Genomic DNA, 22,431 nt, shown 5'->3' on the forward strand with positions numbered 1-22,431 from the left:
ATGTCAAAAGAGAAAATAAATTTAAATATTTCAGGTATGACTTGTGTAAATTGTTCAAATGGAATTGAAAATTTTTTAAAAAGGCAAGATGGAGTTATTGATACAAAAGTAAGTTTTGCTTCAAGTGAAGGTGAGTTTACTATTGATTCAAAACTATATTCAAAAGATAAACTCGTTGCAAATATTGAAAAACTTGGCTATAAAGTTGAAGATGACTTTGAAAAATTAGAACAAGAGCAAATAAAAAGCTTTCATAAATTAAAACAACTATTTACTACTTCTATATCATTAACTGTTGTTATTTTTGCACTTATGTTCTCAAATATTTTTGAAGATGAATTAAACAAAAAAATTATATTTATATTTGCTACTATTGTTCAGTTTTATTGTGGTGGAAGATTTTATAAACTTGCATACAAAGCCCTTAGTAACAAAAACTTTGATATGAATGTATTAGTAGCATTAGGTACAAGTGCTGCTTATTTTTATTCGGTTTTTGTACTTTTTTTACCATGGCTTTTCCCAGAAAACTTAAGATTTATATATTTTGATGGGGCTGCTGTTATTATTAGTTTTATTCTTCTTGGAAGATATCTTGAAGAGCGTTCAAAACAAAAAGCAAGTGACTTTTTAAAAAAACTAATGAACCTAGCTCCACAAGAAGCAAACCTTATACAAGAAGATGGAAGTATCAAAACTGTTTTAGCAAATAGTTTAGAAATAGGAAATAAAGTTCTAATCAAATCAGGTGAAAAAATTCCAATTGATGGAAAAATCATAGAGGGTAAAGCAGATATCGATACATCTATGATTACAGGTGAATCTATGCCTGTATTTAAAGAGTTAGGAGAAGAAGTACTATCAGGAACACTAAATACAAATGGTGTAATAAAAATAGAAGTTCTAACAAAATCAAAAGATACTACACTATCTAAGATTATTCAACTTCTAAAAAGTGCACAAAGCAAACAAATTCCAATAAGTAGATTTGCAGATAAAGTTGCAAATATTTTTGTTCCAAGTGTTATTGCTATTTCTATTCTTACTTTTATTGTATGGTCACTTTTAGGAGATATGCAAACAGCTATATTAGCTTCAATTAGTGTTTTAATTATCTCTTGCCCTTGTGCTTTAGGACTTGCTACACCAATTGCTATTGTAAGCTCAGTAAGTAGAGGTGCAAAAGAAGGACTTCTTATAAAAAACCCTGAAGTTTTAGAGATAATAAAAGATATAAAATATGCAGTTTTTGATAAAACAGGAACTTTAACAAAGGGTGAAATAAGTGTAGAAACTACTGATATTGATGAAAAATATTTCAATACAATAGCTTCTGTTGAGAAGTTAAGTGAACACCCTATTTCAAAAGCTATTGTTTCTTATATTGAAAATAAAAAAGCATTTGAAAATATAGAGATTCAAGATGTTGAGATTATTGCTGGTAAAGGTATCAAAGCAAAAGTTGAAGGAAAACTTGTCTTATTAGGAAATGAAAAACTTCTAAATGAACATGATGTATCTATACAGGATAAGCATAAAAAGTTTTATGAAGAGCAACTTAATAAATCAAATGGTGCAATATTAGCCTCAATTGAAAATGAAACTATTGGTTCATTCTCTTTAGTTGATAGATTAAAAGATGATGCAAAAGAGCTTATTTCAAGTATTAAAAAAAGAGGTATTACTCCTATTTTACTTACAGGTGACAACAAAATCACTGCTTCAAAAATAGCTTCAAAACTAGATATAAAAGAGGTATATAGTGAAGTTATTCCTACGCAAAAATATGATGTGATTTTAAAACTTCAAGAAAAAGCAAAAGTTATGTTTGTAGGAGATGGTATAAATGACGCTCCTTCAATCAAACAAGCAGATATTGGAGTTACTTTAAACTCTGGTTCTGATATTAGTAAAGATGCTGGAGATATTATCTTAGTAAATAATGAACTTTTATCTGTTGAAAAAAGTATAAAACTGTCAGTTGAGAGTATAAAAATTATAAAACAAAACCTTTTTTGGGCATTTGCTTATAATACTTTAGGTATTCCACTTGCAGCTGGGGTTTTATACCCAACATTTGGACTTATGTTAAGTCCTATGTATGCAGGAATTGCTATGAGTTTTAGTTCTGTTGCTGTTGTATTAAATTCACTTAGATTAAAAGTCAAAAAGTTTTAATAAAAAAGAGGAAGATTAATATCTTCTTCTTTCTTCTCCTTGATAGCTTGAAACGTTTTTATTTTTTCTAATTTTAATATTTTCTTTACCTTCAAACTGGGCAAGTTTTGCACTATTTGCAGCTTTTGAAGCAATATTGTTACTTTGTTCTGCAATCATTTTTACATTATTAGCAATATCAGCATTTTGTTGTGTAAAAGTATCTATTTGTGAAACGGCATTATTTATTTGGATTATATTTTGTTCTTGTTCTTTTGTTGCTGTATCTACTTGATTAATTAGTTCAATAGTATTTTGAATATTAGTACTTAAAACTTCATACTCTTCACTCATCGCTTTTGAAGCATCTGTTCCTTCTAAAGTTTTTTCTTGAAGTATATCCATTAGTTCTTGAATATCTTTTGCTGTTTGTGCACTTCTATTTGCAAGATTTCTAACCTCTTGAGCAACTACGGCAAATCCTTTACCTGCTTCTCCTGCTGTTGCTGCTTCTACTGCTGCATTTAAACTTAAAATATTTGTTTGAAAAGCAATATCTGAAATTGCACCAATTGCATCATGTGCTTTATTTGTTGCTTCTTTTATAGCTTCCATTGAGTTCAAAGTTTTATTTGAATACTCTTTTCCTTTGATTGCATTATGTTTAACATCATTTCCTATTGAAGCCATTTTATTTGTTAATTTTCTATTCTCACTTATATTTGAACTTATTTCATCTATTGAAGCTGAAGCTTCTTCAATAGTTGTAGCTTGTTTCATGGAAGAATCAGCTAAGATTTCAGCTTCATTTTTTAAATTTGCAGATTCATGTTCTAAAACCAAAGACTCTCTTACACTTTTTTGTAAACTTTCAGTTACTTTTTGTCTTAAAGAGTTTATCCCTAAAAGCAACTCTTTTAGTTTTCCACCTCTAAATAATGAAGTATCTACTTCATTTAAATAGTTTTTATTTTCATACTCAGATAATCTTAAAATAACTTCTGAAATACTTGTATCTATTTTATGATTCATTGCATTTATTGTTTCACAAAGATATGATATTTTTGCATCACTTGATTTAGAAACAATAGTATCACTTGTATAACCATCTGATATTTTTTCACATGATAATATTATTTCTCCATAAACTTTCAAATCTTCTAATCTTTTTTCTCTTACAGTATCTGATATTTTAAGAAGTTTTTCTTCTATATTTTTAAGCTTATTATTGTCTATTTTCTCTACATCTATTAAACTATTTGTATCATTTGTGATATATTTTTCAAACTCATCTAAGAATGAACTTATTTTATTTAGGTCTTTTTTTGTACTAAACATGGCTATTTCTCTTCTTGTTTTAGTTGTTTATAAAGTTTTATTGCATTTTGTACTTCGTCTTGTGTAGTTTTTACTCTTACTGAAATATATCTTTTACCTTCTGCTTTTTGCACAGGATAAACAGTGGCATTAACCCAATAGTAGTCATTATCTTTACATCTATTTTTAACTATTCCATTCCAAGTTTTACCATTTTGTACACTTTCCCATAACTGCTTAAATGCAGCTTTTGGCATATCGCTATGCCGTAAGATATTGTGGGGTTGTCCTATAAGTTCCTCTTTTGTAAAACCAGCTATTTTACAAAAATCATTATTAGCATAAGTAATATTTCCCTTAGCATCAGTTTCAGATACTATCATTATATTTTTAGGTAATTGTTTCTCACTATTCAATGTAATTCTTCCCAATTTTCTAATTTATTTGGAATTATATAGTTTTTTTATTATAAGAAGCTGTAAGTTTATATAGTAATTTTGTAAAAATATATTTTTATAAGGTTAAATTCACTATCTATCAAGCAAAGACTCTGCTTTTGTTTTTAACTCTTTTTTATTTAAAAACTCTTCTTCTCTTTTAGTAAACTTTATATTATTTTTTTTAATATTACTTTTAGGCTTTTCTTTTTTTATTTTTACTTCTTCTTTATTGGCACTATTTTTCTTAAATAGTGTTAGTACCAAATAGATAGATATAAGTATATTTGACACTATTATTGCCCATTTAATTATCAAGGCTATTTCTAAATAATCTAATTTATCTTTTAAAGTTAAGTATTGAACTACATCTGTATAAATTGAATTTGAAAAAATTGCTATTATCAAAAGAGCAGAAATAATCATAACTCTTTTTCTAAATTTATATAAATAATACCAAAAGATTGCAGATTTAACTTGTTTAAACATTTTTTATTCCTTTAGATTAAAAAATCTAAACCAAGGATTGCAAGAGCAGCAACTAAAGACTTTGTTTTTAAATCATCTTTGATTTTTCTTTCTTCATCAGAAATTATTATTTCCAACTCCTCATCTGTATAATCATCAAAGCTTTTATTTCTTTCTGCTAATCTTGCTTTTGTACTTAATATTGCTTTTTCTCTTATCTTTTTTTGTATTGCTTGCTTTAACTCTTTACTTTTTAATGAAGGATAATCAAAAGCTTTTGATATATTTTCAGATGCAATATTATATAGTTTTGATGAATTTTGTTTTAATCTTTGTTTTAATTTCATAATATCTCTTTTTTATTTTGATTATATCATATTAAAAACAAAAGAACTTTTATAGCTCTGAAGCTGTTTTTATAATATCAATACCAAACTTATCTCTTAATGTTTGAACTTTATTCGTAAGCTCTTTTTTCTTTAAATCACTTTCATACTCAAAAAGATTATAAGTAAACTTTTTCTTATCAGCAAAATTTGATACTGTTAAGTTTAATTGAATAACTCCATGTTTAGGATGTATATCACTTTTAATAAATAGTTCTTTTACTCTTAATTTAAAGTCATTTTCATTAAAAATAGTGTTTACATTTACATAATCTTTTGATTTTATTCCATACTCATATTTTATAAAAATAGAGTATGTCAATGGATTTACATTCTCTTTTTTTACTAAAAAACAAAGATATCTACAAAGAATCATAACTCTTCTAATTAATTCAACTCTTTCATATACAACATCAAAGCTTCTTCCTATTCCAATTGATTTTTTATCCCTTGTTGTACTAAGTTTTCTATCATTGATACCACAAACTCTATTATATAACTGAATTCCAGGTTTTTTCCAAGAATAAAATAGCTCTTTTTTATCTTTTATATCTCCTAAGGTTCTAACTCCATAACCTCTTAATTTTTTTGTATAACCTTTACCAATACCAGGAAACTCTTCAATTGGTATATCTTTTATAAAATTTGGTATATGCTCTTTTTTTATATGTTTTATTCCATCAGGTTTTGCATACTCTGTTATTAGTTTTGATAGATATTTAGAATGAGCTATTCCTATTGATATAGGTAAATCTAACTCTATTTTTATTTTTTGTTTTAAATAGTTTGCAAAATCAAAAACTTCATCTTCATTAATATATCCTGTAACATCACCAAAAAACTCATCAATACTAAATTGTTCAATTAAAGGTATCTCTTTTTTTAGTAAAGCACTTAATTTTTGAGACAAGTCATGATACAAAGGATAGTTTGGGGGAATCATATGTAAGTGAGGACATAACTTTAAAGCTTCATTTACACTCATGGCTGTTTTTACTCCAAAAGCTCTTGCTTCATATGAAGCTGTTGTTATTATTCCTCTTATTCTTCCATTTTCATCTTTATAATACTCTTTAAAACTTTTTTTCTCTTCATTTGTAAATATTGAACCTACAAAAGCACCAGAATTATTACTAATTGTTCTTTTACAGTTTTTAGTATCAAATATACTTAAGTTACTTCTTCCCCCAACAGCAACGGGAATATCTTCTAAAGTTTTATCTAGCGTTCTATGTGCAGATACAAAAAAGCAGTCTAAATCTAAGTGTAAAAACATAAAGTTAATTTTATCAAAGAAAATAGATATAAGCCAAAAATATTTCATTTTGTGATATTATTTGAAAAATTATAAAGGATAAATCATACAAAAATGTAGAAACTGCAAAAGAGAAGTAGAAGCAAAAAAAAGACAATGCCCTTACTGTGGGATTTTAAACCCAACAGTAACTTTAAAAGATATATTTATTGCTTTAGCTATTGTATTAGTTATTATGAGTGTTGTAACTTTTTTTATGAATTAAAGTTTAACTCTTCTTAATAAAAGTCCGCCTATATAACCTATTGCTAAACCTATTAAATGTGAATACCAAGCAATTGGAAGTCCAATTAGTAGTGGTGCTACTGATATTAATAAAATCCATGTAACAATACCTTTTCTTTGATATGGGTCAACAAGAGCAATATAACCTAAAAGTGCACATATTGCTCCTGAAGCACCTACAAGATTTACATGATTATCTAAAAAGAATATATATAAAAAACTAATAAATGATGTAAGTAAACCAAATACAAAATAAGCTACAAAAAATGTAGTTTTTCCTTTATATCTCTCTACTGCATTTCCAAATTGATAAAGAACAAACATATTCATACCTAAATGGCCTATTCCACCATGAGCAAACATTGTTGACAGTGGTTGCCACCAAAAACCTTCATAAATCATGTACATATTTAGACCTAAAACTAAGCCCCCATAATTTATATTAATTTGTATAATATACATTAATACAGTAACTGCAATTACTATATTTGTAAGTGTTAAGTTATTATTTCGCATTTGCTTTAAAAGTCCTTATTGTGCAATCTGTAATTTTTCTCAACTCTATTTTATCAAAATATAATAAATTGGTAAATACACCAAATATCTCTTTTCCATTTATTCTAATAGAGATATTTATTGCTCCAAACTCTTTTTTATCTCTATCATTTTCTATTAATTCATATTTTATAGTTAAGTATTTATTAGGATTTTTTAAAGGAGCCATTTGTATAGCATCAATAAAGTAACTATCTTGTTCTTCTAAACTAATATAATCTTTTATATATGATTTTGCTTCTAAAGGTTGAATATAACCCCCACTTAATTTATAATAACCTTTTTCTAAAGCTTTTAAAGAGTTTTTTAGAATTTTTTTCTTTTTTATTCTTAATGTAGAGTTTTTATCAAAACATCCAAGATAAACAACTTTATCTTCTTGTTTTTGTTGTTTTGGTGCTAAATATGTTGAGTAGAGGGTTATTACTACTGAGATAATTACTATTGTCCCAAAAGTAAATATGTTATTAACGATTAAACTATCGTTTGCCCCTCTTCTCATCTTCTTATACTAAAGTTTCTTTTAATACATCTTCTATTGTATCAACAGCCTTAATCTCCATAGATTTTTTTACTTCTGATGGAATATCATCTAAATCTCTTTGGTAGTTTTTTCTAGGAATTAATACTTTTTTCATTTTTGCTTTATGAGCAGCTATTAATTTCTCTTTTAAACCACCAATAGGAAGAACTTTTCCACTTAAAGTAAGTTCACCTGTCATTGCAATATCAGATTTAACAGGTCTATTTGTTAAAATTGATGCAATTGTTGTAGCCATCGTAATACCAGCACTTGGACCATCTTTTGGAGTAGCTCCTTCTGGAATATGTAAGTGAATATCATATCTTTTATAGATTTCACTAGCTTCAACATTTGTATTTTCTTCTTTCTCTTTTGCTGTTTTTGGTATATCTTTTTCATCAACTTTTAATTTCTTATTATCAATTAAAAGTTTTACAACAGAATAAGAGATTCTTGAAGACTCTTTCATAACATCACCCATATTTCCAGTTACAGAAAGAACTCCTTTTCCTCTTAACTTAACAGCTTCAGTTTTTAATACATCTCCACCAACTGCTGTCCAAGCTAATCCATTTGTAACACCTACTTGATTTTTCTTATCAGCTTGGTCTATTTCAAAAATTGGATTATCTAAATAGTTTTTTAGATTTTGTGTATTTATTGTAACTTTTGTTGTATCTTCTTGAGATACTATTTTTTTAACTGCTTTTCTAAATAGCTTTGAGAACACTCTTCTTAAGTTTCTAACTCCAGCTTCTCTTGTATATTCAGAGATAATCTTCTCAATTGTTGGTTTACTTAAAGATATTTCACTTTTTTTAAGTCCATGTTTTTCTAACTCTTGAGGAATAAGATAATCTTTTGCAATATGATATTTCTCATTTGGTGTATATGAACTTATTTCAATAAACTCCATTCTATCTTTTAAAGCAGGTGGTATTCTTCTTGCATCATTTGCTGTTGCAACAAAAATCACTTGAGATAAATCAATAGCAAAGTTTAAGTATAAATCTCTAAATTCATGATTTTGTTCAGGATCAAGAACTTCTAACATTACTGCTGTTGGGTCACCTCTATGATTTGCACCAACTTTATCAATCTCATCTAAAACAACAACTGGATTCATCTTTTTAGCATCAACTAAACCTTTTACAAGTCTACCAGGCATTGCTCCAACATATGTTCTTCTATGTCCTCTTAATTCATTTACATCTTCCATACCACCTAAAGCTATTCTTACAAGTGGTCTATGAAGTGCTTGAGAAATAGAGTTAGCAAGTGAAGTTTTACCAACACCAGGAGGTCCAACAAAACATAAAACTGTTCCTCTTGATTTTAAAGTCTCAATATTTCTTTTTTCTAATAACTCTTTTACTGCAAAATATTCAGAGATTCTCTCTTTTGCTTTACATAAAGAATAGTGGTCTTTATTTAATTGCTCTTCCACATTTGAAACTGAAATCCTAGCATCTGCATACTCTCCAAATGGTATCTCTAAAACTTGTTCAATATAAGTTTGTAAAAGAGAGGCATCAGGTGAGTCTTGGTGCATTCTACTTAATTTTTCAATCTGTCTTTTTGTCTCTTTATACCCATCTTTTGGCATAAATTTTTTAAGCTTTTTAAGTTTCTTTTTATAAGCTTTAATCTCATTGTCTTTTTGATTATCAGAACCTAATTCTTTTTGAATAGCTTTTATTTGCTCTTTCAAAAAATAATCTTTATGAGTTTTTTCAATTTTAGAGTTTACTTTTTGCGTAATCTCTTTTTGAATTTTTAAAGCCTCTATCTCTTTTTTGATTGTTTCAATTATCTCTAAAAGTCTTTTTTCAACATCAACTTCAGAAAATAGTTTATAAGCATCATCTTTTTTAATTCTTAAAACAGAAGAGATTAAATCAGCAATTCTTACAGCATCATCATTCTCTTCTATTGTTTTAATTAAATCAACAGGAAATTTAGAGTTTACTCTTGAAAGTTTTTTTACTTGCTCTCTTAATACTTCAATTATAGACTCAACTGACTCTTGTGAGTACTCTTTTGGTTCTAATAAATCAACTTTAGCTAAAGTACTATTTTCTTCACTATAATGTGTAATTTTACCTTTTGCTAAACCTTGAAAAAGTACTTTAGTTTTACCATCAGGTAAAGATACTTTTCTCATGATGTTTCCTATTACACCAACATCATAAAAATGTCCCTCTTTTCTACTATTCTCATGGCCTTGTTTACTAACAGTAACTATTACAAGCTTATTATTATTTATAGCATCCTCTACTGCATCAATATTCTCTTTATCATCTAAAAATAAAGGCGCAATCATAAATGGATATAAAAATATATCTTCTTCAATTATTAATGGTAACTCTTGAGGAAATGAATCATAATTCTCTAATTCCATCAAACTTCTCCTTAGTATAATACTTTATAGTATTTATTCAAATATTGCTCTATAAAAAGGTACATCAACCTCTTTTATATTTTCTGGTTTAGTCCAAGTTTTTTCAGCTTTTTCCTCATATATTTTTGCAGCTTTTGGCTTATCAAGTCTTTTATATAAATCTGCAATCTCTTTATCTAAATTAGCCTTTGCCATATGAACTCTTGCATTTATAGTATCAATTAATGGCATATATTTTGAATTAGGATATTTTTGCTTAAAAACTTTAATGTCTTCAATAGTATCATCTAATAACTGTTGGTCTCTTAATTGATAAGCAAATCCCATAAAATTTGCTTTAATTTTAAGGTATCTAACATAATCAATATCTTTACTAACAGTAAATCTTTTGATATATTCATCTAAATAAAAATTAGCTAAAGCATACTGTTCCTCTTCCATATGTGCATTTGCTAGAATAATTAAAGAAGTTGGTAGAAGTGGTGAGTTTCTGTGCTCACTCTCTAAAGATGTATAAGTATCATCTGCAGCCTCTAAATCATAATCTGCTATCTGTTTTGTCATTTTGTTATACCAATAAAGTGCTGGTCTATCATACTCTTGAATTCCATCACTTTTTGAAGAACAAGAGGCCAAAATAAAGCCTGCAGAACAAATTAATAACACATTTTTTAACTTCAAGTTTCTAATCATTTTAATAATCCTTTTCATAAAAGTAGTATTTTATCTAATACTTGCTTATATGAAATAAAAAATATTATTAATTATTTGATATACTATATAAAATCAAATGAAAAGGTAAATTATGAAACTGACTTTAATAGGTAATGGAATAATGGCTCAATCATTAGCCAAAGGCTTAGTAAGAAACTACGATGTAGAAGTAATAGGTAGAGATATTACAAAGCTAAAAAATATGCAAGAAAAGATTCCAGAAATTTCAATCAAGGTTATAGATGACCATGAAGACATTACAGATAAAAATGTTATTTTTTGTGTTAAACCTTATGCCTTACAAAGTGTTGCAGCAAGACTTACAGGTAAAGCAAACACTTTATACTCAATTTTAGCAGGAACAAAATTAGAGACTTTAAAAAAACAAATAGAAGCAAAAAGTTATATTAGAACAATGCCAAATGTTGCAGCATCATTATCTATGTCTATGACAACTATCACAGGAGATAAGGAAGCTAAAATCTCTGCACTTGAAATTTTTGATGCTATTGGTAAAACTGTTTGGGTAAATACAGAAGCACAACTTGATATTGCAACAGCAGTTGCAGGAAGTGGCCCAGCACTTTTAGCAGTTGTAGCAGAAGCATTAGCAGATGGTGCAGTAAAAGCAGGATTAGAAAGACATATAACTACACAGCTTGTACATGGACTTTTTGCAGGAACTTCAGCACTTTTAGCAAAAACTCATCCAGCAATAATAAAAGATTCAGTAATGAGTCCTGGAGGAACAACAGCAGCAGGAATTGCAATGCTTGAAGAAGGTAAAGTTAGAGACTCTATGATAAAAGCAATAGAAGCTTCTCATGCAAAAGCAGTTGAACTTAGCAAAAAATAAAAAAGCCTTTACACTATTTGAGTCTTTAATAAGCCTTACTATTTTAGCTATCATTATAAGCTTAGTTTATAAGCTAAGTTTTCATGGTAGCTTAAAAAAAAGTTTTGAAAAATTAGAAAGGGTTGAAAACTCTTTTACTTTAAAACAGTATTCAGATTTTTATATCTCAAATGAAAATATAGATATATTAAAAGATGGCACTTTAAAAACTATAAGTGTAAAAAAAGTAGTTTATGAAGATGATGAAATCAATATTTATAAATATGAAATACCAAAATAAAAAAGCTTTTATAAGTTTAGAACTTTTACTTGTTATAGTTATTGCTTCAGTTATTTTAATAAGTAGTTATAAAGTAGTTACAAATATCTATTTATCATCAAAAAATTCTCAAATTATCTCTATTAATAGACTTGATTTATTAAGCTCTAAAATTATTTTACAAAAAAGACCTATTTTAATTGATAGCTTATATATAAAAAATAGAAACCTTTATATTAATAACTCTTTATTTTTACAAAATGTAAAAAATTTTAAAATTAAAAACTTTAAAAATTTTAAAATAGTAAGTTTCATATATAACAATACACAAAATATACAATGGGTAATTAGATTATGAAAAAAGCTTTTACTTTACTTTTTACTTTATTAGTTGTGACTATTTTGTCTTTTGTTAGTATCAAAATATTTGAAACAAAATCTATAAATAGTATAAATCTTACAAACAAATATGTTTATATGCAAGCTTCAAACCATCTAAACTTTCTACAAGAGTATATTGAGATATTACCAAGTTTGGAAAATATTGAGAATATAAGTATTAAAAACAAAAACTTTTATATTAATGCAAATATAAAAAAAGTAACTAATAAATATGAAGTATTTTTAGAAGTTTCTTCAAAAGATTTTGATGTAAGAGTTCAAAGAACCCTTACAAAATAACTTCTAAAACCTTTAAAGCAAGATTCAAAGCCTTTGTTCTATGAGAAAAAGATTTTTTTACTTCATAAGGAAGCTGTCCTAAAGTTTTATCATAACCATTTGGAATAAACATTGGGTCATATCCAAAACCACCCTCTCCTATTTGTTTATTTATTACAGTTCCATGCATCCAACCATGAACTGTATAAACTTCACTTTTATATACAATTGCTATACATGCTGTATAATATGCTTTTGCTTTTTCTAGCTTTTTATCATTTAGTTTTGATATTAATTTTGCATTATTATCTTTATCAGTTGCATTTTCTCCTGCATATCGTGCAGAGTATATTCCTGGTTCATTATTTATACAAGGAACTGTTATTCCACTATCATCTGAGATTACAATAGCATTTTCATCTTTTAACAAATCATATATTGATTGAGCTTTTTTTATAGCATTGCCTTTGAAACTATCTTTATCTTCAATAATCTCAATATCTCCTAATAACTCTTTATATGTAACTATTTCACATGAAGGAAGAAGTGTTTTAAACTCTTCAATTTTTCCTTTATTTCCACTAGCTAAAACAATTTTCATAAAATTCCTTTATTTTTCTTAATTTTTATTATATAAAAACATTAAAAAATCTCTGCTTTATGAAAAAACTTAAACACTTTTTACAAACAAAACTTTTAACATCTTATTAACTTTATTAATATATAATCTTTGCCTATTTAAAAAAATTCAGGATTATATAATATGATTAAATCGATAATTCCTCTAAGTTCAATTATAGCTTTAAGATTTTTAGGACTATTTTTAGTATTACCAGTATTATCAGCTTATGCAATGAACTTAAAAGGGGCAACAACAGAGATTGTAGGTATCGTAGTTGGAGGTTATGCTTTAACTCAAATGTTATTTCAAGTACCATTTGGAGTTATGAGTGATAAACTAGGAAGAAAAGGAACTATTGTAACAGGACTTTTACTTTTTGCAATTGGTTCATACTTCTGTGCTATTTCTGAAGACATTTATACTCTAATGTTTGGTAGATTCCTACAAGGAGCAGGAGCAATAGGTGCAGTAGTTACTGCAATGATTAGTGATATTGTAAAAGAAGAACAAAGACCAAAAGCAATGGCAGTAATGGGAAGTTTTATTGCTATGAGTTTTGCTATTTCTATGCTTGCAGGACCTACAATAGGTGCAATTGCTGGAGTACAAACACTTTTTTATATAACAATGGTTTTAGCTTTAGCATCAATTATTATTCTTTTTAAAGCAGTTCCAAATCCACCTCATATTACACATACATATAACGCAAAAGCAAATTTAATAGATACTTTAGCAAATGCAAATATTTTAAAAATGCAGCTTACTAATTTTTTACAAAAAGGTTTAATGACATTTGCATTTATGATTATTCCAATGGTTTTAATCAAAAACTTTCAATGGGATTTTAGTGAACTTTGGAAAGTTTATCTTCCAGCTATGATAGTTGGTGTTTTATCTATGGCACCAGCTGCAATATTAGCAGAAAAAAAAGGTAAATATAAAGAAGTACTAATGATTGGAATTGCATTTTTTGGAGTATCTTATTTAATAATTGGAACATCTACAACTTCTCTTGCTTTTATATTAGGAGTTGTGATTTTTTTCTCTGGATTTAATATGCATGAGCCTATCATGCAATCACTTGCATCAAAATTTGCAAAAGTTCATCAAAGAGGTTTAGTTCTTGGTGTATTTAATTCATTTGGATACTTAGGTACATTTATTGGTGGTCTTTTAGGGGGTATCTTTTTTGAAGATGTATCTTTAAGTACACTTGTTATAGTAATTGCTATTATTTGTATTGTTTGGATAGTTTTAATTGCAACAATGCCAAATCCTGCAAAGAAAAAAATGTCTTATTTAAATTTAGATGAGTTTAATAGAGAAAATGCAAATAAACTTCATGATAATAAAAATATAGATGAATGGTATATTAATGAAAGTGAAAAAATTATTGTAGTTAAATATGACTCTAATCTTATTGATGAGCAAGGCGTTAAGAGTTTATTAAAATAATTTCTTCTATACTATAACTTATCATAGTTATAATTTCTAATAGAGGTAAGAGGATGAAAAAAGCTATTGTTGCAATTGTAATAATCTTTTCATATCTTACCTCTTTTTCTACGGCAACTATTCCTAAAAACTTTTCACAAAAAAAATTTGATGAATTTACTAAAAAATATGGAGAAAAAGCTTCTAAAAGACTTCTTTTATGGGATGATTTAATTGAGAGTGCAAAAGATAAGAAACTTCTTTATAAACTTAAGATGGTTAATGATTTTTTTAACAAAATGCCATATAAATTAGACTCAATTCATTGGAAAAAAACAGACTATTGGGCAAGTCCATTTGAGTTTTTAGGAACGGGTGCAGGGGATTGTGAAGATTATGCCATTGCAAAATATTTCACTTTAAGACAACTTGGCATAGAAGATAGAAAATTAAGAATTGTTTATGTAAAGTTACTTAGAAAAAGTTCTAGATACGAACAAGCTCATATGGTATTAACTTATTACCATAAACCAAATGCAACTCCTATTGTACTTGATAATATCAATAAAAGATTAAAACTAGCAACAAAAAGAGAAGATTTAAAACCTGTTTATAGTTTTAATGCAAGTGGATTATGGAGAGCAAAAAATAAAGGAAAAACTTCTCAAAGAGTTGGGAATAACAATCTAAAATCTTGGAAAGATTTAATGAGTAGATTTTAAAGGAAAAAGTATGTCATTATCAAAACAGTTGTATATTATAATTGCATTTATATTTTTAGTAATTTTTACTGGAAATTTTATAATTAGTGTTCAAAATGCAAAAGAGTACCTTGAGGTAGAAGCAAGTACAAAAGCACAAGATACTGCAACTTCACTTGGAATGAGTCTAAAAGGTCTTATGAAAAATAAAAATGATGCAGAGATTCAATCAATAATTAATGCAATTGCAAATAGAGGTTTTTATAAAGAAATAAGACTTGAAGATACTCTATTTACAATAAATAAATCACAGTTAATTAAACATGCAAATAATAAAACTCTTGATAATAACTGGCAAATTAGCGATGTATCAGTAGATAAAAGTTTTGGAACAATAGAATCAAATAGTGATGATTTAGAGTTAATGCAAGAGCTAGAAGCCCTTGAAAATAATCAAGAGTTTAATTTTGAACCAAAACAGAGTTCAACATACAAATTTATTCCAAACAAAAATCTACAAAAGAAAAATATTAAAATATCTTTTAAGGCTACTAAGGAAGATAAAACTATAAATAGTTTTGCAATTATTTACATGGATAAAACTATTGCAAAAGTAACAAGAGATGAAAAGTTTGATTATGTTCCTCAATGGTTTATAAATGCAATCTCAATAGATTTAAAAGAGATGAAAAGTGATATTAGTAATGGTTGGAAAACAACTGCAACAATTTATGTAAGTGCAAATGCAGGAGATGCTTATGCAAAACTTTATGAACAAGCAAAAGGCTCTTTAATATACTCTGCTTTAGCATTTATTATCTCTATGATTCTTCTATTTATCTTTGTTCAATATCTTTTAAAACCCCTTAAAACCATCGAAAAACTTGCTCAAAGCATTGCAATAGGAAATTTTAAAACTATTGATAAACTACCTTGGACAACAGAGATAAAAAATGTTGCTATTTCTATGAATGAAATGTCAAGAAAAATAGAATCAGTTATTAGTAAATTAAATAAAAATTTGGAAAATTTAACACAAAAACTTTCAAAAGATGAATTAACAGGGCTTAATTTAAAACAGACATTTGAAACAGATATGAAAAAGATGTTTATCTCTAAATCAAATGGTTATATTTTTACTATAAAGATTGATAAACTAGGTGAATTTGCAAATCAACATACAAATGAAGAGGTAAATAAGTTTATCAAAAAGTTTGCCTCAATTTTAAAAGAGTGTAAAGCTTGTAAAGGGATAAATATTAGTGCATATAGATTTTATGGTTCTGAATTTGCATTAATAACAGATGGAATAAATTATGAACAAGCACAAGAGTTAACAGCTACAATAAAAAGAGAGTTTGAAAATCTTGCAAAAGAGATAGGAAAAGATGAAATAGCACATATTGGAGCAACTCCATTTAATCCTATTGGAACAACAGACCAAATGCTTCATGCGGCAAATGAAGCCTATGAAAAAGCAAAACTAATTGGACCAAATGAGGCTTTTATTAGAGATAGTGATGACTTAGTAAGGGATATGAAAGCATGGAGAACTTTAGTATTTGATATTATTAAAAATCAAAGGTTTGAGATAAGCTATATAGGAGATGCTAAAGTTTTAAATAGTCAAAATAATGAACTTGTAATGCAAGAAGCCTTCACAAAAGCATATGATTTAGATAACAAAGATATTCCTATTGGAACATTTGTATCAATTGCTGAACAGTATGAAAAAATAGTTGACTTTGATAAAGCAGTTATTTCAAAAGTTATTAGTGATATAAGATTAGAAAATATAAAACATAGTATCTCTATTAATTTATCTTTAGATTCAATAGATGATTTAAACTTTATTCTTTGGTTAAGAGAGACTTTGAATAAACATAAAGATATTGCTTCACAATTAGTATTTTCATTGACTGCTTATGCAGTTACAAAAGATATAGAAAAATTCAAAAATTTTGTAACAATAATTCATGAACTTAATGCAAAAGTTATTATAAAAAGATTTGAATCTAAATTTATACCACTTGATGATATAAAAAATTTAGATTTAGATTATATTAGACTTGCAAGAGAGTATACAAATAATGTAAAAGATGACTCTTCTAAACAAAGCTTTATAGAAGCAATGGTTGAATTAACTCATTTATTAAATATCAAACTATTTGCAGAAAATGTTAAAGATGAAAAAGATTTTGAAAAAATCAAAGAGTTAAATGTATATGCTGCAAGTAGATAACTATATGAAGCAAACGCTTCATATAGTAGCTTTAAAAAACTTCAAATTTTCGCAAGAGCCACATCTTGAGATATACTCTTCTTCATCCACACAACATATAACACATGGATGTTCACTATTTTTACTTTTTTTTATGGTGCAATTAGGATTACTATTTGCAATAAATGAAACATTTAATGCAGAATCACACGCAAGAGTATCAATAGTCTTTTTTGAAGCTCTTTGACTTCTAGCTACACATCTTCTAACTGTTGGATATGAACTTTGACTAAGTCTATGTAAAAGCTCAATATCACTACTTTTTTTTGCAAGTTGAATTAACTGTAATTCACTTAAACTATTAATTGTAATTTCATTTGCACCCATAAGCTCTCCTTTATTCCTACTAGCAGTATAAAATATTTAAGTATATATTCATAGACAAAATTTCATATATTTTAAGTTTTTTTTCAGTTTAAAGTGCAAAGTAATAATTATTTTTTTAAAAAGCTACTAATAAAGAGTAAATTGATAATTATTTTTATTTTAATACTTAGTTTACAGCTAAACTAAGTATTTATAGATTTTTTACAAGATGTAGCAAGAAGTAACTTTTTTAGACTTTTTTTCTACATGAAGAGCAAATTTTACTATAATCTTCTTCATTTACTTCACATAAAGTACAAGGATTTGTAGCTTTAATTTCTCTTTTTGTAGTACAATTTGGATTTTCATTTGCACAATAAGAAACATTTTGTGCACTATCTCTTGATAAAGCATTTATAACTCTTTTTGATGTATATAGATTTTTTGCTACACATCTTCTAACAGTTGTATATATACTTTTTGCTAAGAAGTTTAAAATAGTTTCATCATTACTATTTTTTGCAAGTTTTATTAACTCAAATTCATTCATCTTTAAAATTAGTGCAGTATTCATAATTACTCCTTTTATTTATTATAAATTATAGAATAAATTAATAACAATTTAAATACATTTTTTGTCTATATTTTAGACATTTTTCAGCTTAAGAAGTTCGATTTATTGGTGTTTAAGAGTGAAAACATTTTTTATTTATTTTCCTATACTTTCTTAATATTAGTTTGATAAAATAATTTAATTTAAACTTAGATATAATGAAAGAACTTATTATTCAAGGGGAAGTTTTATTGCATAATAACTTTAAAAATCTAACTATTCTTTATGTAGAAGATGATTTAGAAATTCAAAGTAATATAAAAAAAATTTTAGATTTACTATTTGCAGAGGTATATATTGCAAATAATGGGAAAGAAGCATTGGATATATTCAAAACTAACTATATACATATAGTTTTAACTGATTATGAGATGCCTTATTTAAATGGTTATGAATTAACACAACAAATTAGACAACTTAGTGAACATATACCAATTGTAATACTTAGTAATCATACTGAAAAAGAGAAACTTTTAAAATGTATTCCCCTAAAATTGACAAACTACTTAGAAAAACCCTTAGAGTATGAAAAACTAATGGACTCTTTAAATAAATGCAAGGAACAATTAGAGAATAAAGATTTACTAAATATACAAATAACTAAAGAACTAGCTTATAATATGGGTACAAAAAAATTATCAAAAGAGTTTGAGATTATTGAATTAACTGCTTTAGAAATTGATATTTTTGAGGCTCTTTTAAACAAAAAAAATCAAGTAATTGATAAAAATAAATTAATCTCTCTAGCAAATAGTAAAACAACAGGATTTACAGAAGGCTCTTTAAAAAATATTATATATAGATTAAGAAAAAAAGTAGGAAAAGAGATAATAACAAACTATAAAAATATGGGATATTGCCTAAAGGTTATAAAAGTATGAGAATATTACTTTTAATATTATTTTACATTAGTTACAGTTTTAGTAGCACAATTTTTGTAAAAATTGATACTAAAAATATTGATACTAAATCTTATCAAAAAATATATTTTGATAATACTTCTAGGCTTACTATTGGTGATATAGTAAAAATAGACAATTTTAAAAAAATAGAAGGAACAAACTTCAAAGCCCATAAAAATAGAACAATTTGGGCAAAGTTTGCAATAAAGAATATTGATGTAATACAAAAAAAACTTTTTTTTGAAAATATAAAACCAGGTATTGATAAAATTGATGTATATATTTTCAAAAACAAAAAACCTTTAAGAAAGATTGAACTAGGAGATTTAAGAGATATTAATAATAGAGCTTTACAAGTAAGAAAAAGTACTTTTAGTCTAAAACTTGAACCAAAAGCTTTATATGAAATCTATACAAAATATGATAGTACAAGTAGCATTAATACATCATGGAATATATTAGATATAAAAAGTTTTGTAAAGTCACAAACTTTAGAGTCAATTGCTTGGGGAATATTTATAGGTATAGTTGTAACTTTAGTTTTATACAATCTTATTGTTTTTTTCACAATGAAAGAAATATCTTTCTTAATTTACTCTTTTATGTCATGCTTTTTTGCTATATATCAACTTTTGGTAAATGGTTTTTTTTATCATCTAAACTTAGGTATTGATTTAAATATTTTAACAAATTCAAGTTGGACATTTGGCTATTTAGCCCAAGCTTTTATTGTCCTTTTTCCTCTTGCTTTTTTTAAACCCAAAAAGAATAGTTTTATATTTTGGTATTTAGTTACTCTATTTTTTATAAATATTGCTTGTGTTGGTTTATACTCATTAGGATATGAAAATCCAGATTATAGATATTATACAAAATATACAGATTTAGTTACATTTATGACTATTCCTACTTTAGTTATTGTATCAATTTGGGCAGTTAAAAATAAGCTTGCAGGTTCAAGTTTTTATCTTTTAGGACAAGTATCATATTTAACTTTAGTTTTCTTTGGGCTTTTTGTTACTATTGGATACATAGAACCCATTAAAAACTCTTGGGCAATTATTCCTTTAGGAATTATTCTTGATATAATCTTTTTATCTCTTGCTTTATATATGAAAATAAAAAAAGTAGAACAAGAGAGATTACAAAACGAGCAACTTTTAATCTCTCAATCAAGGTTTTCATCAATAGGACAAAATATTGCTGATTTAACACATCAATGGAAAACTCCAATAGCACAACTTGGTTCACAAATCGCACTACTTAAAGCAACTTATCATTTAGATAGACAAAATTTAGAAAAAAGCGTAATTGAAACTCTTCCAAAAATGGATGAAGGAGTAAAGTTTTTAAATGAAACTATGAATGATATATATAACTACTACTCTAGTCCTTTACAAAAAGATAATTTTAATATTGCTGATGAGATTGAAGTAGTTATTCGACTTTTAAAAGATAAAATTACTCAAAATCATATTGAAATTGTTAAAGAGTTTGAAGACATACCATATTATGGTCATAAAAACTGTTTTGCAAACTCAATTATGTCAATACTAGAAAACTCAATCTATCAACTTGCAAACTATAAAGAAAAAAATAGAAAAATATTTTTGACAATTAAAAATATAGATAAACAAATATTAGTAGTTATTGAAGATAATGCAGGAGGCATAAAAACAAATGATTTTGATAAACTTTTTAATATAGATTTTAGTTCTAAAAAAAATAAAGGAAGTGGAATAGGACTTGCTTTAACAAAAAGATTAGTACAAACTAAATTAAAAGGAACTATTAATGCATCAAATGGGAAGCAAGGAGCTATATTTAAAATCCTATTTCCAAAATAAGAGTAAGATTTGTTTAAAATAGTTATTATTATATTCTCTTTATTTGCAACACTATATTCAAGTGAAAATAGTATTATTGAAGCTAAAAATATAAAAAAAATCAATTCTAATAAAATACAAAAAACCTATATTGATAATTTTGGAATATTATCAATTGATGAAATAGTACAAATTAAAGAGTTTAAAAAAATCAAAAAAAGTAATTTTAAAGCAAAAAAAAATCAAAAAATATGGATAAATTTTAAAATTAAAAACAATCAAAATCACAATATTGAGCTATTTTTCACAAATGACAAACCTGCTTTAGATATTATTGATGTTTATATCTTTGAAAACAACAAAGCCTTTAGAAAGATAAAACTTGGGGATAGAAGAGATAAAACTCTTAGAAAAATAGAAATAAGAAAAAGTGCATTTGTTTTAAATTTAAAAAAACAAGCCATTTATGAATTTTATATTATGCATTCTGGATATAGTAGTATCTCAACAGCATGGAGTATTGAAAATCAAAAAAGTTTCACCCATCAACAACTATTAGAATCAACGGTTTGGGGTTTTTTCATAGGAATTATTTCTATTCTTATTTTATATAATCTAATAAGCTATTTTGCAATAAAACAAAAAGCCTTTTTAATCTACTCTTTTATGGCTTTAAGTATTGCTATATACCAACTTTGTGTCTCTGGAGTATTTTATCAATATTTAGCAGAAGAAGAGTCAATAGAGTTTTTACATAATCTAAACTGGCCTATTGGTTTTTTAGCACAATCTTTTATTCTACTTTTTGCTATCTCATTTTTTAAACCTAAAAAAAATAGTTTTATATATAAACTTCTTTTTGTTTTATATATATTAAATATTTGTACAGTTATTTTATATTCATACTCTTATTTTAATCAAGAACTTAAATATCTTACAAAATATACAGATATAATAATTTTTGCAACTATTCCTAGTTTAATTCTTGTATCAATTTGGGCTGTAAAAAATAGACTTGATGGTTCTATTTTTTATCTACTTGGACAAGTTTCATATTTATGCTTAATCTTTTATGGAGTTTTTGTAACTATTGGATACTTTGAACCTATGAAAAATATTTGGATAATCGTTCCTTTTGGAATTATACTTGATGTTATATTTTTATCTTTAGCTTTACAAATAAAAATAAAAGCAATAAAGCAAGAAGCATTAGAAAAGGAACAACTTCTAATTTCACAAGCTAGATTTTACAATTTAGGACAAACTATTACTAAAGTAGTAAAACAGTTGAAAGAACCAATATCTAGAGTAAACTCTCAACTTCTACTTTTAAAATTTTCATCACTTTTAACAAAAGAGAGATTAAAAGAGGACATAGAACAAACTCTATTTAGAATTGAAGAGGAGTTGAATACTATTAATATGAATATAAATGATATTTATAATTTCTATTCAAATCCTACTAGTAAGCAA

Annotated in this window: 23 protein-coding genes; 11 read left to right on the forward strand and 12 right to left on the reverse strand. The window is 26.3% G+C overall.

Annotated elements, in window-relative coordinates; all coding sequences use genetic code 11:
• Positions 1–2,178 carry a heavy metal translocating P-type ATPase gene (locus CP960_RS06160; RefSeq protein ID WP_101184538.1) on the forward strand — a complete coding sequence of 726 codons (2,178 nt, stop codon included), beginning with the start codon at positions 1–3 and terminating at the stop codon, positions 2,176–2,178.
• A gap of 15 nt (positions 2,179–2,193) precedes the next feature.
• On the opposite strand, the gene CP960_RS06165 is transcribed toward CP960_RS06160, so the two are convergent.
• The 9 genes from CP960_RS06165 to CP960_RS06205 all read right to left on the reverse strand — a co-directional run bounded on the left by CP960_RS06165 (position 2,194) and on the right by CP960_RS06205 (position 10,477).
• Positions 2,194–3,495 (reverse strand): methyl-accepting chemotaxis protein, encoded by a 1,302-nt coding sequence (locus CP960_RS06165; RefSeq protein WP_101184539.1) that lies wholly within the window; start codon positions 3,493–3,495, stop codon positions 2,194–2,196.
• Positions 3,496–3,497: 2 nt separating this feature from the next.
• Positions 3,498–3,890 carry a PAS domain-containing protein gene (locus CP960_RS06170; protein ID WP_101184540.1) on the reverse strand — a complete coding sequence of 131 codons (393 nt, stop codon included), beginning with the start codon at positions 3,888–3,890 and terminating at the stop codon, positions 3,498–3,500.
• Positions 3,891–4,004: 114 nt separating this feature from the next.
• Entirely contained in the window at positions 4,005–4,400 is a 396-nt protein-coding gene (locus CP960_RS06175) for a hypothetical protein (protein ID WP_101184541.1), read from the reverse strand.
• A gap of 11 nt (positions 4,401–4,411) precedes the next feature.
• Positions 4,412–4,726: a hypothetical protein gene (locus tag CP960_RS06180; RefSeq protein ID WP_101184542.1), complete on the reverse strand. Its 315-nt coding sequence runs from the start codon at positions 4,724–4,726 to the stop codon at positions 4,412–4,414.
• A gap of 49 nt (positions 4,727–4,775) precedes the next feature.
• Positions 4,776–6,089: a DNA polymerase Y family protein gene (locus tag CP960_RS06185; RefSeq protein WP_228152025.1), complete on the reverse strand. Its 1,314-nt coding sequence runs from the start codon at positions 6,087–6,089 to the stop codon at positions 4,776–4,778.
• Between the two features lie 192 nt (positions 6,090–6,281).
• Positions 6,282–6,821, reverse strand: coding sequence for a rhomboid family intramembrane serine protease (locus CP960_RS06190; RefSeq protein WP_101184543.1), 540 nt, complete (start codon positions 6,819–6,821; stop codon positions 6,282–6,284).
• The gene (locus CP960_RS06195) at positions 6,811–7,362 is read right to left on the reverse strand and encodes a hypothetical protein (RefSeq protein ID WP_101184544.1); all 552 of its coding nucleotides are present in this window, start codon (positions 7,360–7,362) and stop codon (positions 6,811–6,813) included. The genes CP960_RS06190 and CP960_RS06195 overlap by 11 nt, the downstream gene beginning before the upstream one ends.
• A 4-nt stretch (positions 7,363–7,366) precedes the next feature.
• Positions 7,367–9,784, reverse strand: coding sequence for an endopeptidase La (gene lon / locus CP960_RS06200; protein WP_101184545.1), 2,418 nt, complete (start codon positions 9,782–9,784; stop codon positions 7,367–7,369).
• Between the two features lie 33 nt (positions 9,785–9,817).
• The gene (locus CP960_RS06205) at positions 9,818–10,477 is read right to left on the reverse strand and encodes an outer membrane protein assembly factor BamD (protein WP_101184546.1); all 660 of its coding nucleotides are present in this window, start codon (positions 10,475–10,477) and stop codon (positions 9,818–9,820) included.
• 112 nt (positions 10,478–10,589) lie between these two features.
• On the opposite strand from CP960_RS06205, the gene CP960_RS06210 reads away from it, so the two are divergent.
• Genes CP960_RS06210 through CP960_RS06225 form a run of 4 tightly spaced genes read left to right on the forward strand, consistent with a single transcriptional unit; the run spans position 10,590 to position 12,294 of the window.
• Entirely contained in the window at positions 10,590–11,354 is a 765-nt protein-coding gene (locus CP960_RS06210) for a pyrroline-5-carboxylate reductase (RefSeq protein ID WP_101184547.1), read from the forward strand.
• Positions 11,335–11,634, forward strand: coding sequence for a type II secretion system protein (locus tag CP960_RS06215; RefSeq protein ID WP_162919057.1), 300 nt, complete (start codon positions 11,335–11,337; stop codon positions 11,632–11,634). The genes CP960_RS06210 and CP960_RS06215 overlap by 20 nt, the downstream gene beginning before the upstream one ends.
• Positions 11,594–11,971, forward strand: coding sequence for a hypothetical protein (locus CP960_RS06220; protein WP_133121141.1), 378 nt, complete (start codon positions 11,594–11,596; stop codon positions 11,969–11,971). The genes CP960_RS06215 and CP960_RS06220 overlap by 41 nt, the downstream gene beginning before the upstream one ends.
• Positions 11,968–12,294 carry a hypothetical protein gene (locus CP960_RS06225; protein ID WP_101184550.1) on the forward strand — a complete coding sequence of 109 codons (327 nt, stop codon included), beginning with the start codon at positions 11,968–11,970 and terminating at the stop codon, positions 12,292–12,294. Before CP960_RS06220 ends, CP960_RS06225 begins: the two co-directional genes overlap by 4 nt.
• Here CP960_RS06225 and CP960_RS06230 read toward each other — a convergent pair.
• Positions 12,284–12,874 carry a non-canonical purine NTP pyrophosphatase gene (locus CP960_RS06230; protein WP_101184551.1) on the reverse strand — a complete coding sequence of 197 codons (591 nt, stop codon included), beginning with the start codon at positions 12,872–12,874 and terminating at the stop codon, positions 12,284–12,286. The two genes, CP960_RS06225 and CP960_RS06230, sit on opposite strands and share 11 nt — an antisense overlap.
• A gap of 162 nt (positions 12,875–13,036) precedes the next feature.
• Here CP960_RS06230 and CP960_RS06235 point away from each other — a divergent pair, with 162 nt between their 5' ends.
• The 3 genes from CP960_RS06235 to CP960_RS06245 are packed head-to-tail and all read left to right on the forward strand — an operon-like array spanning position 13,037 to position 17,272.
• On the forward strand, positions 13,037–14,350 hold the full coding sequence (locus tag CP960_RS06235; protein WP_101184552.1) for an MFS transporter: 1,314 nt from the start codon (positions 13,037–13,039) through the stop codon (positions 14,348–14,350).
• Between the two features lie 53 nt (positions 14,351–14,403).
• Positions 14,404–15,051 (forward strand): transglutaminase-like cysteine peptidase, encoded by a 648-nt coding sequence (locus tag CP960_RS06240; protein ID WP_101184553.1) that lies wholly within the window; start codon positions 14,404–14,406, stop codon positions 15,049–15,051.
• A gap of 10 nt (positions 15,052–15,061) precedes the next feature.
• Positions 15,062–17,272 carry a bifunctional diguanylate cyclase/phosphodiesterase gene (locus tag CP960_RS06245; protein ID WP_101184554.1) on the forward strand — a complete coding sequence of 737 codons (2,211 nt, stop codon included), beginning with the start codon at positions 15,062–15,064 and terminating at the stop codon, positions 17,270–17,272.
• 18 nt (positions 17,273–17,290) lie between these two features.
• Here the strand turns inward: CP960_RS06245 and CP960_RS06250 are convergent, their stop codons facing one another.
• Positions 17,291–17,638, reverse strand: a complete 348-nt coding sequence (locus CP960_RS06250; protein ID WP_101184555.1) for a hypothetical protein — start codon at positions 17,636–17,638, stop codon at positions 17,291–17,293.
• A 229-nt stretch (positions 17,639–17,867) separates the two neighbouring features.
• On the reverse strand, positions 17,868–18,191 hold the full coding sequence (locus tag CP960_RS06255; protein ID WP_101184556.1) for a hypothetical protein: 324 nt from the start codon (positions 18,189–18,191) through the stop codon (positions 17,868–17,870).
• 230 nt (positions 18,192–18,421) lie between these two features.
• On the opposite strand from CP960_RS06255, the gene CP960_RS06260 reads away from it, so the two are divergent.
• The 3 genes from CP960_RS06260 to CP960_RS06270 all read left to right on the forward strand — a co-directional run.
• A complete protein-coding gene (locus tag CP960_RS06260; protein WP_228152026.1) occupies positions 18,422–19,111 on the forward strand; it encodes a response regulator transcription factor in 690 nt (229 codons plus the stop codon).
• Entirely contained in the window at positions 19,108–20,979 is a 1,872-nt protein-coding gene (locus CP960_RS06265) for a sensor histidine kinase (protein ID WP_101184558.1), read from the forward strand. The genes CP960_RS06260 and CP960_RS06265 overlap by 4 nt, the downstream gene beginning before the upstream one ends.
• A gap of 9 nt (positions 20,980–20,988) precedes the next feature.
• A partial coding sequence (locus tag CP960_RS06270) for a 7TMR-DISM family protein (protein WP_101184559.1) occupies positions 20,989–22,431 on the forward strand: 1,443 nt, incomplete at its 3' end.

Origin of the sequence: Malaciobacter halophilus (assembly GCF_002837275.1) — a bacterium.
GTDB classification, from domain to species: Bacteria; Campylobacterota; Campylobacteria; order Campylobacterales; family Arcobacteraceae; genus Malaciobacter; species Malaciobacter halophilus.